The sequence below is a fragment of the Mesorhizobium sp. B2-3-12 genome (assembly GCF_006442205.1).
Taxonomy (GTDB): domain Bacteria; phylum Pseudomonadota; class Alphaproteobacteria; order Rhizobiales; family Rhizobiaceae; genus Mesorhizobium.
Window position 1 is genome coordinate 143,557 of sequence record NZ_VFVR01000008.1, and the last position, 13,508, is coordinate 157,064.

11 protein-coding genes are annotated in these 13,508 nt (G+C 63.6%); 8 read left to right on the plus strand and 3 right to left on the minus strand.

The annotated features are described in order from the left end of the window. Window positions 1-187 precede the first annotated feature (187 nt). Entirely contained in the window at window positions 188-976 is a 789-nt protein-coding gene (locus FJ948_RS22205) for a 3-hydroxybutyrate dehydrogenase (RefSeq protein WP_140708158.1), read from the plus strand. A gap of 68 nt (window positions 977-1,044) precedes the next feature. After that, entirely contained in the window at window positions 1,045-1,824 is a 780-nt protein-coding gene (locus FJ948_RS22210; protein WP_140708160.1) for a phosphodiesterase, read from the plus strand. Here the strand turns inward: FJ948_RS22210 and FJ948_RS22215 are convergent. Then, a complete protein-coding gene (locus FJ948_RS22215) occupies window positions 1,811-2,710 on the minus strand; it encodes a hypothetical protein (RefSeq protein WP_140708518.1) in 900 nt (299 codons plus the stop codon). The two genes, FJ948_RS22210 and FJ948_RS22215, sit on opposite strands and share 14 nt — an antisense overlap. A gap of 206 nt (window positions 2,711-2,916) precedes the next feature. Between FJ948_RS22215 and FJ948_RS22220 the strand changes: the two genes are divergently transcribed. Both FJ948_RS22220 and FJ948_RS22225 read left to right on the plus strand, forming a co-directional pair. Next, window positions 2,917-3,915, plus strand: coding sequence for a hypothetical protein (locus FJ948_RS22220; protein WP_140708162.1), 999 nt, complete (start codon window positions 2,917-2,919; stop codon window positions 3,913-3,915). A gap of 20 nt (window positions 3,916-3,935) precedes the next feature. After that, window positions 3,936-5,909 carry a tripartite tricarboxylate transporter permease gene (locus tag FJ948_RS22225; RefSeq protein ID WP_140708164.1) on the plus strand — a complete coding sequence of 658 codons (1,974 nt, stop codon included), beginning with the start codon at window positions 3,936-3,938 and terminating at the stop codon, window positions 5,907-5,909. Here FJ948_RS22225 and FJ948_RS22230 read toward each other — a convergent pair. Both FJ948_RS22230 and FJ948_RS22235 read right to left on the minus strand, forming a co-directional pair. Next, complete coding sequence (locus tag FJ948_RS22230) at window positions 5,906-7,375, minus strand: class I adenylate-forming enzyme family protein (RefSeq protein WP_140708166.1); 1,470 nt, start codon at window positions 7,373-7,375, stop codon at window positions 5,906-5,908. The genes FJ948_RS22225 and FJ948_RS22230 overlap by 4 nt on opposite strands. Continuing rightward, on the minus strand, window positions 7,372-8,427 hold the full coding sequence (locus FJ948_RS22235) for an acyl carrier protein (RefSeq protein WP_140708168.1): 1,056 nt from the start codon (window positions 8,425-8,427) through the stop codon (window positions 7,372-7,374). The genes FJ948_RS22230 and FJ948_RS22235 overlap by 4 nt, the downstream gene beginning before the upstream one ends. 295 nt (window positions 8,428-8,722) lie before the next feature. On the opposite strand from FJ948_RS22235, the gene FJ948_RS22240 reads away from it, so the two are divergent. Genes FJ948_RS22240 through FJ948_RS22255 form a run of 4 tightly spaced genes read left to right on the plus strand, consistent with a single transcriptional unit; the run spans window position 8,723 to window position 13,439 of the window. Further along, window positions 8,723-10,051, plus strand: coding sequence for an NAD(P)H-dependent oxidoreductase (locus tag FJ948_RS22240; RefSeq protein WP_140708170.1), 1,329 nt, complete (start codon window positions 8,723-8,725; stop codon window positions 10,049-10,051). A gap of 2 nt (window positions 10,052-10,053) precedes the next feature. Continuing rightward, window positions 10,054-11,079 (plus strand): thiamine pyrophosphate-dependent dehydrogenase E1 component subunit alpha, encoded by a 1,026-nt coding sequence (locus FJ948_RS22245; RefSeq protein WP_140708172.1) that lies wholly within the window; start codon window positions 10,054-10,056, stop codon window positions 11,077-11,079. Continuing rightward, the gene (locus tag FJ948_RS22250) at window positions 11,079-12,077 is read left to right on the plus strand and encodes an alpha-ketoacid dehydrogenase subunit beta (protein WP_140708174.1); all 999 of its coding nucleotides are present in this window, start codon (window positions 11,079-11,081) and stop codon (window positions 12,075-12,077) included. The genes FJ948_RS22245 and FJ948_RS22250 overlap by 1 nt, the downstream gene beginning before the upstream one ends. A 3-nt stretch (window positions 12,078-12,080) precedes the next feature. Continuing rightward, window positions 12,081-13,439: a pyruvate dehydrogenase complex dihydrolipoamide acetyltransferase gene (locus FJ948_RS22255; protein WP_140708176.1), complete on the plus strand. Its 1,359-nt coding sequence runs from the start codon at window positions 12,081-12,083 to the stop codon at window positions 13,437-13,439. The last annotated feature ends 69 nt before the right edge of the window (window positions 13,440-13,508 follow it).

Genomic DNA, 13,508 nt, shown 5'->3' on the forward strand with positions numbered 1-13,508 from the left:
TGCGCTGGCAAATATGTTGCATGGCAGCATGACAATGCCGTGTCACCTCGGCGACGCCCTGTCTCGGAGCCGGCAAGGACCGTCGCGGGGCTGTAATCGAGCCGACACATGGCCGTGGCATTGTCATGTTGCGTCGCACAAACTATGTCCCTCAACAGTCCCCTCCCACCTCTTGCGAGATCTCCCCATGGGTTCCCTGTCTTCGAAGAATGCGCTTGTGACCGGCTCGACCAGCGGCATCGGCCTCGCGATCGCCCGCGCCTTTGCCGCCGAAGGCGCCAACGTTACCATCAACGGCCTGGGCGACGCGGCTGCCATCGAGCAGGAGCGCGCCGGCATCGAGAAGGATTTCGGCGTCAAGTGCCGCTACTCCGATGCCAACATGATGGACGGCGCCGCCGTCACCGCCATGATCCATGACGCCGAAGCGGCGTTCGGCAGTCTCGACATACTGGTCAACAATGCCGGCATCCAGCATGTGGCGCCGATCGAGGAATTTCCCGAGGACAAGTGGGAAGCCATCATCCGCATCAACCTTTTGGCCGCCTTCTACGCCATCAAGGCCGTGGTGCCGGGCATGAAGAGCCGCAAATGGGGCCGCATCATCAACACGGCCTCCGCACACGCGCTGGTCGCTTCGCCGTTCAAGTCGGCCTATGTCTCGGCCAAGCATGGCATTGCTGGCCTGACCAAGACGGTGGCGCTGGAAGTCGCGCAGAACGGCATCACCGTGAACGCAATCGCGCCCGGCTATGTCTGGACGCCGCTGGTCGAAAAGCAGATCCCCGACACGATGAAGGCGCGCGGCATGACCGAGGAACAGGTCAAGCACGACGTGCTGCTGGCCGCGCAGCCGACCAAGGAATTCGTCACCGTCGAGGAGCTTGCGGCTCTGGCATTGTTCCTGTGTTCGGATGCGGCCAAGCAGATCACCGGCACGACCTTGCCGATGGACGGCGGCTGGACGGCACAGTAGAGCTGGTCGAGACAGACCGCCTTCCGGCCGATGCCATGGGCGCCGGCAGGAAGGCAGTGCGCGGTTCCATGAAAATCATCCAGCTCTCCGATCCGCATCTGATGACGCCGGGCGGTCTTCTCCATGGCTCCGATCCGCTCGACCGGCTGCAGGCCTGCCTGGCGGATATCGGCCGGAACCATGCCGACGCCGATCTGGTGGTGATATCGGGCGACCTGACCAATGATGGCGAGCGCGCCGCCTATGCGGCATTGCGGGAGGCGCTGGCGGGCTTCGCGCCGCCGTGCCGACTGATGCTCGGCAACCACGACGACAGGGCGCTATTTCTCGAAATGTTCCCGGAAGCGCCAGCCGAACAAGGTTTTGTCCAGAGCGTCTTCGATGGCGGCGAAGGCCGGCTGATCCTGCTCGACACGTTGGACAACGGCCATGTCGAGGGCCGGTTGTGCGCGGCCCGGCTGGCCTGGCTGGACGAGAAGCTGCAAGAAGCGCGGGACCAGCCGGTCTTCCTCTTCATGCATCACCCGCCGTTCCGGATCCACATGCCGGTGCTTGACGAGGTCATGCTCGCCGAGGCCGATGCCTTCCATGACGTTCTGCGGCGCCACGGTAATGTCGGCCACGTCTTCGCCGGCCATGTCCACAGGCTGATCGCCGGCAGCTGGCGCGGCATACCGGTCAGCACGCTGCGCAGCACCAACCACCAGAGCGCACTCGATTTTTCGGACAACTGGCGGCTGGGCCACGAGCCGCCCGCCTATGCCGTGATCTTCATCGAAGCCGATGGCGTGGTCGTCCATTTTCACGATTTTGGGGCCGGCCGGCCCGAGCCGGTCAAGGGTCGTTGACGAGGCGGCTTTCGCCGCCGCCAAGGTGGGTCTCCCACACATGATCGGAGATCAGCCGCCGGTATTGCCGGGTCATGACCAGTTTTCTATGCGAGGCGCCGCCGACGTGAAAAAAAGCTCCGCCCAGCATGCGATGGTCCGCTTCTATCCCGCCAAGGTCGAGATCGGCTGCCGTCTTCCGCGCATCGGAAACATCGTTCTCGCCGAGCCCGCGATACAGCAGCGTCCAGTTTCCGCCGCCGGTATCCATCCCGCTGATAAAACGCGGTGTGAAGTCCAAGTCCAGTCCTTGCACGGCGCTGAAGCGGAAGAAGCAGAAGCCAGCCCACATGAACCAGGCTTCGGGGTCCGCCTGCGCCGGGCGCTTTGAGCCATAGACGACTTTTCCCTCCATCATCGCGGCAATGTCCACGGGGACGATCGGAAAGCAGTCGTGATCCAGAAACCCGAAAAGCTCCGGCCGCAATGACCGAACGATGTTGTGGAAGATCCAGTTCATGGATATGCCGTGCGACCGATTGGGATGGCTTTCCCGGTTCCGAGGCAAACCGAAATAAGTGATTTTTCGCACCCGGCAGATATCCGCAATATGCACCCTGGCCGACAGATCGGTTGAATTGTCGATGACGACCAGCGTCATTCCCGACGAATACAATTGCCAGGCGCGGGTGAGCGCATCGATGACCCAGGGCGTATTGAAGGCAATGACAAAGCAGAAGCGTCGGGAGCCGGTTTGGCGCAGTTCCTCTGCGAATTTCAGGCCTTCTGGAATGCCGCGCGCGCGAAAATCACGCTCAACCAAGGCGTTGCGAAAAGCCTTGGCCTTTCTGACAGGCCAGTTGTGGTTCAGCAGATCAACAAGGCCCTTGGCCGGCTTCCAACTCATATACTTCGCCATTGCTCCAAAATCAGATGCTTGCTCCATAAGACGAAGCCCATCTTCCCACAACTCCGGTCTCGAACCGCGAGAATTTCGCGACCACCGGATTGTCCGTACACGCATGCTGTATTTCAACCCGATCTGGTCGCGGGCGCTATCAATCGAGCCATCGGAGCGCTAAAACGCCATCCGGGTTCTGCACGGGGGTTGATATGTTTGTTGTGATCTTGCGCGCGTTGCGCGCCTTCATTGCCGTCGGCGTTGCCTTGGCGATGTGCGCGCAGGCGCAAGCGGTCGAATTCAAGACAATCACGATCAAGGTCGGCTATGGTCCCGGCGGGGGCTATGACCAGACATCGCGGCTGATCGCCCGCCATTTTGGCCGGTTCCTGCCGGGCGGTCCGGATATCATTGTCCAGAATGTACCCGGCGGCGGCAGCCTGAAGCTCACCAAGATGGTGCTGGGCAGCGAGCCGGCCGACGGAAGCGTCATCGCTTCGGTCAGCGAAGCCATGTCCTATGCGCCGGTGCTTGATCCGCAAAACGCCAATTTCGATCCGCTTGCGCTGCAATGGATCGGCTCGCTCGTCAACGAGCCTGCCTATTGCATGACTGCCAAGGGCTCCGGCATCGACACGATGGACAAGTTCCTGCAGTCCGATTTCCTGATCGGGGCGACCGGCAAGAGCAGCGTGACCTACATTTTCGCCGCGCTGGCCAAGAACGGGCTGAAGGCGAAGTTCAAGATCGTTACGGGCTTTGACGGTACCGCCGATATCGAACTGGCGATGCAGCGGGGCGAAATCGCCGGAATGTGCGGCGTTTCCAGTTACAACATCTCCGGAAACCGCGACACGCTCAATCTCATTGGAACGTTCGGCTCAGGCACGGCCGTTGGCGAGGCGAAGCTTGAGCGGTTCAGTGACAAGATCGAGGATGCCAAGGTCCGCGAGGCGGCCGCGCTCATCGAGACGACCCTGCAGTTCCATCATCCCTTGGTCGTCCCGCCGGGCACGCCCAAGGAGACAGTAGAGGCGTTGCGCAAGGGATATATGGAGATGGTGCGGGATCCGGCGTTCCTGGCCGACATCGGCAAGCTCAGCGAAATGACCGTCAACGCCACCAGCGGCGAGGACATAAGCCGGCTCGTGTCGAAGCAGTTGAACGCGGGACCGGATGTGTTCGAGACCGCCAGAAATCTGGTGAAGTAGATTCTCCGCGAGGCTCAACGGTGGATCTGATCCTCACCGCCATCGTCGAGATGGCGCAGCCGTTTCGCATGTTGATGCTGGTGACCGGTGTTTTCGTCGGTCTCGTCGTCGGCGTCGTCCCGGGCATTGGCGGGCTGTTCGCGATGGCCCTGCTGATCCCGATGACCTACACCATGGACGCCTATGCCGCCTTCGCGCTCCTGCTCGGCATGGGATCGGTCAACACCACCTCCGACACGATCCCCGCCATCCTGTTCGGGGTTCCAGGCTCGGTCGGCGCGGCGGCGACGGTGCTCGACGGCCATGCCATGGCCAAGAAGGGCGAAGCCGCGCGGGCCTTCGGCGCCTCCTATTCCGCGTCGATGATCGGTGGCGTGTTCGGTGCCCTGGTGCTTGCCGCGGCAATACCCGTGATGCGGCCGCTTGTCCTCTATCTGAAGACGCCGGACTTCTTCGCCATCTGCGCCTTTGGCCTCTCCATCGTGGCGATGCTGGCGGGGAGCCAGCCGCTGAAGGGGCTGGCGGCGGCCATGTTCGGCATGCTCGCCTCCTTTGTCGGCATCGACAAGATCGCCGGCATCGACCGATGGACCTTCGGGGAAATCTATCTCTGGGACGGCCTGCCGGTTGCCTTGGTGTTTCTCGGCCTTTTCGGCCTGCCGGAGCTGGCCTCGCTTCTGCTGCGCGGCTCCATCCAGGGCAATGCGGAGCGGCCCACCTATGCCGGGATGTGGCAAGGCATCAGGGATACGCTGCGGGAATGGCCGCTGGTGCTGCGGTGCAGCACCATCGGCTCCTTGCTTGGCGCGGTTCCCGGCGTCGGCATCGCGGTGCTGGACTGGATCGCCTATGGCTATGCGTCGCGTCGCCCGGGCTCCGGGCCGAAGTTCGGCGAGGGCAATGTCAGGGGCGTCATCGCTCCCGAGAGCGCCAACAATGCCAAGGAAGGCGGCTCGCTGATCCCGACCATCGCTTTCGGCGTGCCCGGTTCGGCCTCGATGAGCATCCTGCTCGGCGCCTTTGTCGTCCATGGGCTGGTTCCCGGCCCCGACATGCTGGGCAAGAACGCCGCGCTGACGATGTCGATGGTGTTCAGCATCGCCGTGGCGAACATTGTCGGCGCGGTGACTTGCCTTGTGCTAACCCGGCCGCTGGCGCGCGTGGCGCAGGTTTCGGCCGCCATACTGGTGCCGCTGGTGGTGACCTTCATCGTGGTCGGCGCTTACCAGACCAATATGAGCGCCTTCGACTTTGCGCTGGTCATCGGCGTCGGCGCCGTCGGCATGGCTATGAAGGAACTCAACTGGCCGCGCTCGGCTTTCTCGCTGGGGTTCGTGCTCGGGCCGAGCCTCGAGAATTATTTCTTTCTCGCCTATCAGATTTCCGGCTGGTCGTGGCTCGCCCAGCCACTGGTGCTCATCCTGCTTGGATTGGCCGTGGTCGGCGTCGTCAGGCAGACGCTGTCATGGATCAGGGCCAGAAATCCCGGCGGCCCACTGCCGCCCGCGCTGCCCGACCTTGTCGCAGGCGCCACGATGACATTGCTGGCGTTTGCCGCGCTGGTGACCGCCGCGACCGGCTTTCCCTTCGAGGCCGCCATCTTCCCGATCATCACGGCTGGATTGCTGATGGTGTTTTCACTGGTGACGACAGTGCAAACGACCCTGCGATGGCGGAGGCGAGCCACGCCTGTCCTATCCGCGCGTGACGGGACACCAGGCGAATGGTCGCCGGTTTCGGAACCCACCATGAAAGGCAATCTCGCGATCATCGGCCTTTGCCTGGCCCTGGCCGTTCTCATCCTGCTGGTCGGGCACCTGGCGGCAACCTTCATTTTCGTTGCCGGCAGCATCACGGTGCTTGGGACGAAGTCGTGGCGGTCACCCCTGATGATCGCGGCCGCCGCGACGGCCTTTGTCTATTCGGTTTTCGACATGCTGGCGTCCCAGCCCTGGCCGGCGCCATGGCTCGCCGGCATTGGACGGTTCTTCTAAGGTCCTTTGTGCGCCAGCGCTTCGACCAGCTGGCGGCGCAGCAGCTTGCCGTTGCCGCTGTAAGGCAGTGACGCGACGAGCCGTATCTCGCGCGGCCGCCGGTCGGGCGCGATGTTGGCGCGCATGAAAGCCTGGAATTCCTCGACCGTTCCCCGGTCGGAGACGATGAAGGCGGCGATTTCCTGCCCCATGGTCTCGTCCGGGAAGCCGGCCACGGCGACGTCCTGCACCTTGGCATGGGTGCGGATCAGTTTTTCAAGTTCCTGCGGCGCGACGCTGACGCCGCCGCGAACGATCATATCGGCCTCCCGATCGACGATCGTGACAAATCCGTCGGCGTCCAGAAATCCGATATCGCCGGGGATGCCCCAGTCGGAGCCCATGATCCGCGGATCGACGAAAAGGCGGTTGCCGGGCATCAGAACGGCGGATGCCATGGTTGGCGTCCGCGCCTTGATCAGCCCGCGCTCACCTTGCTGCAGCACGCTGCCATCGGCGCCCAGGATCTCGACCTGTACGCCGGCCACCGGACGGCCAGCGCTTTCGGGTTTTGTCAGAATATCCCCGCCCGACAGCGAGGATATGATGCCGGTCAGGCTCGAGGAGTAGCTTATCCGGTATCCAGGCGAGAGATAGCGGTAGGCCGCGATCTTGTCTTCGCCCCTGGCCGGCCCGCCTATGCTGTAGAGCACGGAAAGCTCGGGAAGCAGGTGGGTCGCGCGTTCGCCGGCTTCCTTGACCATCCGTGCAATCACCGATGGCGCCAGCGCCGTGCCGCTTGCATGGAACGACAGCAGCGCCTCGATGAGTTCCGAGGGGGTGAACAAGGGCGGGAAGAACCTGACGACGCCGCCGTAAAGCAGATAGCCCAGGACCTGGTGGCGCATTGCCGAATAAGACAGGGCCATCGGCGTCAGGAATCGCTTGGCGGTTCCCTCCACCACCCCCCGCCGCGCCGCGATACGCCTGGCGAGCGCTTCGTGCGACTGCGTGTAGGCCTTTGGATCGCCCGTCGTGCCCGAGGAGAAAATCAGGAAGGCGGGGGCGGCATCGTCCACCGGGGCGCCGGCGTCGAGTCCCGGCGCCGAGGCCGATTTCCAGCCGGCGTCGAAAAGGGCGCTCGGATAGACCTCGTCGCCCGGCATGGCGCGGCTTTCGAAAACCATTCTCATGCCGAAGTCGCGGGCCTGCCTGGCTCGCTGGCTCCTGGGCGTTCGAAAGTCGATGACGACAGGGGTGGCGCCGATTGTCCAGCAGGCGAGGATGGAGAGCACCACGTCGATGTTGTCGACCATGGCGAGCCCGACGCGGTCGCCTGGCCCGATGCCCGATGCGCGGAAATTGGCGGCAAGAAGCCCGCTCTGCGTCAGAGCCTGGGCATAGGTGATATCAGACCGGTCGCTGACCATCGCGACCTTGTCGCCATGGGCGGCGAAGGCCTCCAGTATCTGCCGGCCGAAACTCATTGCTTGTGCTGGACTTCGCGCGCCGCTGTCTGCCTGTCGTCGAGGAATGCGAGAATTTCCGCGTCGATCGCATCCATGTTGGCCTTGCGGAATTTGTTATGCGTGCCCGGCATGACGACCGTTTTCACACTGGCCTTGTCGGACGCCCAGCCCTTGTAATCCTTCACGGTGGTGGCTCCCCATTCCGAACTGGCGAGGATGAGGATGTCGCAGGGATAGGACGAGGGCACAAAACCGGCCGCGGCCTGCAACAGCGCGCTCTTGTAGGCTTTCTTGCGCAGATGGCGCCCCAGACGTGTCTGTCCAAGGCCGACCGTCTTCAGCGTGTCGCGCAGCAGGCGCCAGTAGATCACCTTGCGCGCGATATCGCGGCGCCGCCTCTCGGTGAGGCGATCGTCGGGCATCGGCTTCAGCCAGGCCGAACCTGGCGACGGTGGATCGATGAGCACGATCGCCGGCCGCTTGCCGGTCGCCTCGTGGCTCAGCCGGCCGACCTCGATCGCCAGCAGGCCACCCACGCAGATGCCGCCGATGACGTCGGGGTGCATGCCTGTCACCGAGGTGAAGGCTTCAAAATAGTTGGTGCCAATTTCGGCCATGGTGGAATAGGGCGTCTCGCCGGGTTCGGTGCCCATGCCGCGCACGGCCATGATCGCGTACTTCTCTTTCAGGCGCCTGCTGAAGCGATTGGCGAACAAGGCCGAGCCGCTGATGCCGTGGATCATCGCGATCGGCTCCTGGCCGATGCCGCCGGACACCGGCACGATCAGCTCGCGGGCCGGATGCTCCGGGACCAGCGATGCGATCAACCGGCCGAATTCGCGCGGTGTCTGCGCTTCGAGCAGGACGGAAGTCTGCAATTTCACGCCGAACCGCTTCTGCACGGCAAGCACCAAAGTCTCCGCCATCAGCGAATCACCGCCGAGGTCGAAGAAATTATCGTCGAGGCCGACGGCCGGTACTTTCAATTCCGCGGCGAAGATGCCGGCAATCGCATAGGCCGGTCCATCGCCCGCCGGCGGCACATGTCTAACCCGTTGTTGGACGTTCATCGGAGAGCCCCTGACCGATGGATGTTCACTGCCCAACGCTTTTACGCAGGGTGAGGGCTCCTCACAAGTGTCCTGTGCGCCACACGCCGCGCCGCCCGTGAGCCGCCGTTGGGGTGCTGTCTGGCCATGGCAACGCGGAAAGTCGTGGTTTGCCGGCTCTCCGAAGGCCTTTTCGTCCGGTTGTGAAAGTGCTGCAAAAGCACGCAGATTTGGACATTAGTCTTGACAGAAATACAGATGTTCAATAACCCGTCATGCAATCGAACAAGCCTGCACTATGGGAGGAATGAGCGGTATGGCTTCCAATATTTCGTTGACGGGCCTTGCCCGCGATCTCGATGAACGCGGCAAGTCGGGCAAGCCAATCCGCATCGGCCTGATTGGGTCGGGCGAAATGGGAACCGACATCGTCACCCGCGTCGCCCACATGTCCGGCATCGAGATCGGCGCGATCTCGGAGCTGAATCTGCCCGCGGCAAGCCGCGCGGTGGACATCGCCTTCCAGCAAACCGGCCACGCGCGCGAAGTGTCGAACGCTTCGGCGATGACGGCCGCGATGGAGGCCGGCAAGGTGGCGGTCACCAACGACGCCAGCCTGGTCATCAACAACGACCTCATCGACGTCGTCATCGACGCGACCGGCGTCCCCGCCGTCGGTGCCGAGATCGGCTTGCGGGCCATGGAACACGGCAAGCATCTGGTGATGATGAATGTCGAGGCCGACGTCACCATCGGCGCCTACCTGAAGAGCGAGGCCGATCGGCTCGGCGTCACCTATTCGCTGGGCGCCGGCGATGAGCCGTCCTCCTGCATGGAACTGATCGAATTCGTCTCGGCGATGGGCCATCCGATCGTCGCCGCCGGCAAGGGCAAGAACAATCCGCTTAACATCGACGCCACGCCGCCCGCCTATGAGGATGAGGCCAGGCGCAGGCACATGAATGTGCGTATGCTGGTCGAATTCGTCGACGGCTCCAAGACCATGGTCGAGATGGCGGCGATCGCCAATGCCACCGGGCTGGTTCCCGACAAGGCCGGCATGCATGGCCCGGCGGCAACGCTCGGCGAACTGAACAAGGTGCTGGTGCCGCAGAAGGATGGCGGCGTGCTGTCGAGGGTCGGCGTCGTCGACTATTCGATCGGCAAGGGTGTCGCGCCCGGCGTTTTCGTCGTCGCCGACATGTCGCACCCGCGCATTTCGGAGCGCATGGAAGATTTGAAGATGGGCAAGGGCCCGTATTTCACCTTCCATCGCCCTTATCACCTGACGTCGCTCGAAGTGCCGCTGACCTGTGCCCGCGTCGTGCTCTACGGCAAGGCCGATATGGTGCCGCTGGCCAAGCCGGTGGCCGAAGTGGCCGCCGTGGCCAAGAAGGACATGCAGCCCGGCGAGAAGCTCGATGCGATCGGCGAATATTGCTACCGCGCCTGGATCATGACGGCACCGGAAGCGCATGCCGCACGAGCCATTCCCTGCGGCCTGCTGCAGGGCGGTTCGGTGACGGCGCCGATCAAGAAGGGCGAACTCATCACCTACGCCAATGCCGCCCCGGCGGCGGGTTCCAAGATCGCCGAACTGCGCGCCCGCCAGGATAAGCTCGTCTACGGAACCGTGGAGGCGTGATCATGGCCACAGCCAAAGCCGTCGCGGACAGCCGCGCCAACCTGCCCTTCGTGTATCGCCAGTACAGCGCCGAGCAGCTCAAGCAGGTGCTCTACAAGATGTACCTCATCCGCCGCTTCGAAGAAGGCGCGGAGGAGAGCTACACGCGCGGCCTCATCCACGGCACCATGCACCTGTCGATCGGCCAGGAAGCCAGCGCCATGGGCATCTGCATGCCGCTTGGCGAGGACGACCAGATCACCTCGACGCATCGCGGCCATGGCCACTGCATCGCCAAGGGCGCCGAGGTGAAGCGCATGTTCGCCGAGTTCTTCGGCAAGACCACCGGCTACTGCAAGGGTCGTGGCGGTTCGATGCATATCGCCGATGTCGCCAAGGGCAATCTCGGCGCCAACGGCATTGTCGGCGGCGGCATTCCGATCGCCGTCGGGGCGGCGCTCTCCTCCAAAATGATGAAGACCGGCAAGGTCGTAGTTTCGTTCTTCGGCGATGGCGCCAACAATGAAGGCGCCTTCCACGAGGCGCTCAACATGGCGGCGGTCTGGAAGCTGCCGGTCATTTTCGTCTGCGAGAACAATGGCTATGGCATGTCCACATCGACGGACCGATCGACCGCGGTCAAGAACATCGCCGAACGCGCCGCCGCCTATTCGATGCCCGGCGTCATCGTCAACGGCAACATTTTTTCGGAGGTCGCCGAGGCGTCCTACAAGGCCGTCGAGCGGGCGCGCGCGGGCGAAGGTCCGACGCTGATCGAATCCAAGACCTACCGCCATCGCGGCCATTCCAAGAGCGACCGCAATCGCTATCGCACCAAGGAAGAGATCGAGGACTGGATGTCGAACCGTGACCCGATCACGCTGTTCGAGAACGAGCTGCGGGAATTCGGCTTCATCGACGACAAGGGCATCGAGGCCATCCGCGAGACGGTGGCGCAAGAGATCGCCGACGGCATCGAGTTCGCCAAGGCGAGCCCGTCGCCTGATATCAGCGAGACCGGGAATTACGTGTATACGGAGCAGGCGTGATGGACGCGATGGTGCGTGAACTGAGCTACGCCCAGGCGATCCAGGAAGCCATGGCGATCGCCATGGACATGGACGAGCGCGTCTTCCTGATGGGCGAGGATATCGGCGTCTATGGCGGCGCCTTCCAGGTGACCGGCGATCTGGTCGAGCGCTTCGGCACGGAGCGCGTCATCGACACGCCGATCTCGGAACTGGGCGGCGCGGGCGTCGCCGTGGGTGCCGCCGTCACCGGCATGCGGCCGATCTTCGAATTCCAGTTTTCCGATTTCGCCACGCTCGCCATGGAGCAGATCGTCAACCAGGCGGCCAAGATGCGCTTCATGTTGGGCGGCGAGGTTTCCGTGCCCGTGGTGATGCGTTTCCCCGCCGGCTCCGGCACGGGCGCGGCGGCCCAGCACAGCCAGAGCCTGGAAGCCTGGCTCGGCCATGTGCCGGGGCTGAAAGTCATCCAGCCGGCGACGCCCTACGATGCCAAGGGCATGCTTCTGGCGGCTGTCGCCGATCCCGATCCGGTGATGATCTTCGAACACAAGCTGCTCTACAAGGCGAAAGGTCCGGTGCCCGAGGGATACTACACCGTGCCGATCGGCAAGGCCGATATCCGCCGCGAGGGCCGCGACCTCACCATCGTCGCCACCTCGATCATGGTGCAGAAGGCGCTCGACGCAGCAGCCGTGCTGGAAGCCGAAGGCATCGACGTCGAAGTGGTCGATCTCCGGACCATCCGGCCGATGGACAAGCAGACCGTCATCGACAGCGTCAAGAAGACGTCGCGGCTGATGTGCGTCTATGAAGCGGTCAAGACGCTGGGTATCGGCGCCGAGGTCAGCGCCATGATCGCCGAGAGCGAGGCGTTCGACTATCTCGACGCGCCGATCGTGCGGCTGGGCGGCGCGGAAACGCCGATCCCCTACAATCCGGAGCTGGAAAAGGCCACGGTGCCGCAGGTTCCCGACATCATCACCGCCGCGCGCGACCTCGTGAAAGGGGTTCGCTGAGACATGCCGACCGAAGTCATTCTTCCCAAGGTCGACATGGACATGGCGACCGGACAGATCTCGCGCTGGTTCGCCACCGAAGGCCAGCAGGTCAAGAAGGGCGACGTGCTGTTCGAGATCGAGACCGACAAGGCGGCGATGGAGATCGACGCGCCTGCCAGCGGCGTGCTTCGCGACGTGACCGGCAAGGAAGGCGTCGATATTCCAGTCGGCGCGCCGGTTGCCTGGATTTATGCCGATGGCGAGGTCTATGGGGCCAAGGCGCAAATCTCCCCCGAAATGTCGGCGAAGCCGACAGAGGCGGGCGCTGTCCCGCCAACCGCAGGGAGCGAGGCGCCCCCCTCTGGCCTGCCCTCTTCGCCGCCACTTGCCATCTCCCCCACGAGAGGGGAGATCAACCAATCGCCGGCGGGTGCGCGCGCGACACCACTGGCTCGCCGCCTGGCGCGCGAGGCGGGCCTCACGCTTTCAGCCATCTCCGGCACCGGTCCGCATGGCCGTGTGGTCAAGGCGGACATCGAGGCAGCGATCGCCAAGGGCGGTGCTAAAGAGACTCCAGGAGTCACACTGGAAGCTCCCGCCTCCGCTGCATCCGCGCCGGCCGTAAAGGCGATGTCGGACGATCAGGTGCTGAAGCTGTTCGAGCAAGGCTCCTACGAGCTGGTCCCGCATGACGTCATGCGCAAGACCATCGCGCGGCGCCTGGTCGAAGCCAAGACCACAATCCCGCATTTCTACTTGACCCTCGACTGTGAACTCGACGCGCTGCTGGCCCTGCGCTCGCAGCTCAATGCGGCGGCCCCGGTGAAGAAGACCGACAAGGGCGAGGCGCCGGCCTACAAGCTGTCGGTCAACGACATGGTGATTAAGGCGATGGCGATGGCGCTGAAGGCAGTGCCGGATGCCAATGCCTCCTGGACCGAGAGCGCCATGGTCAAGCACAAACATGCCGATGTCGGGGTCGCCGTCTCGATCCCCGGCGGCCTGATCACGCCGATCATCCGCCATGCCGACGAAAAGACGCTGTCTGTCATCTCCAACGAGATGAAGGATCTGGCGAGCCGGGCGCGCAGCCGCAAGCTGAAGCCGGAGGAGTATCAGGGCGGCACGACGGCGGTGTCCAATCTCGGCATGTTCGGCATCAAGGATTTCGCCGCCGTCATCAACCCACCGCATGCGACGATCCTGGCGGTCGGGGCCGGCGAGGAGCGGGCGGTGGTCAAGAACGGTGAGATCAAGATAGCCACGGTGATGTCGGTGACGCTGTCGACCGACCATCGTGCCGTCGACGGAGCCTTGGGCGCCGAACTGCTGGTCGCCTTCAAGAAGCTGATCGAGAGCCCGATGGGCATGCTGGTGTAGACCACAGTCGCGAGCCGGCGCCAAATGATGCGCCGGCTCACGACAGAAACGACTTGCCAGGCGTCGGCC

Excerpts from the sequence above, each read along its gene's own strand:
- FJ948_RS22205 (WP_140708158.1), top strand. The coding sequence starts at position 188 with ATGGGTTCCCTGTCTTCGAAGAATGCGCTTGTGACCGGCTCGACCAGC.
- FJ948_RS22210 (WP_140708160.1), top strand. The coding sequence starts at position 1,045 with ATGAAAATCATCCAGCTCTCCGATCCGCATCTGATGACGCCGGGCGGT.
- FJ948_RS22215 (WP_140708518.1), bottom strand. The coding sequence starts at position 2,710 with ATGAGTTGGAAGCCGGCCAAGGGCCTTGTTGATCTGCTGAACCACAAC.
- FJ948_RS22220 (WP_140708162.1), top strand. The coding sequence starts at position 2,917 with ATGTTTGTTGTGATCTTGCGCGCGTTGCGCGCCTTCATTGCCGTCGGC.
- FJ948_RS22230 (WP_140708166.1), bottom strand. The coding sequence starts at position 7,375 with ATGAGTTTCGGCCGGCAGATACTGGAGGCCTTCGCCGCCCATGGCGAC.
- FJ948_RS22235 (WP_140708168.1), bottom strand. The coding sequence starts at position 8,427 with ATGAACGTCCAACAACGGGTTAGACATGTGCCGCCGGCGGGCGATGGA.
- FJ948_RS22240 (WP_140708170.1), top strand. The coding sequence starts at position 8,723 with ATGGCTTCCAATATTTCGTTGACGGGCCTTGCCCGCGATCTCGATGAA.
- FJ948_RS22245 (WP_140708172.1), top strand. The coding sequence starts at position 10,054 with ATGGCCACAGCCAAAGCCGTCGCGGACAGCCGCGCCAACCTGCCCTTC.
- FJ948_RS22250 (WP_140708174.1), top strand. The coding sequence starts at position 11,079 with ATGGACGCGATGGTGCGTGAACTGAGCTACGCCCAGGCGATCCAGGAA.
- FJ948_RS22255 (WP_140708176.1), top strand. The coding sequence starts at position 12,081 with ATGCCGACCGAAGTCATTCTTCCCAAGGTCGACATGGACATGGCGACC.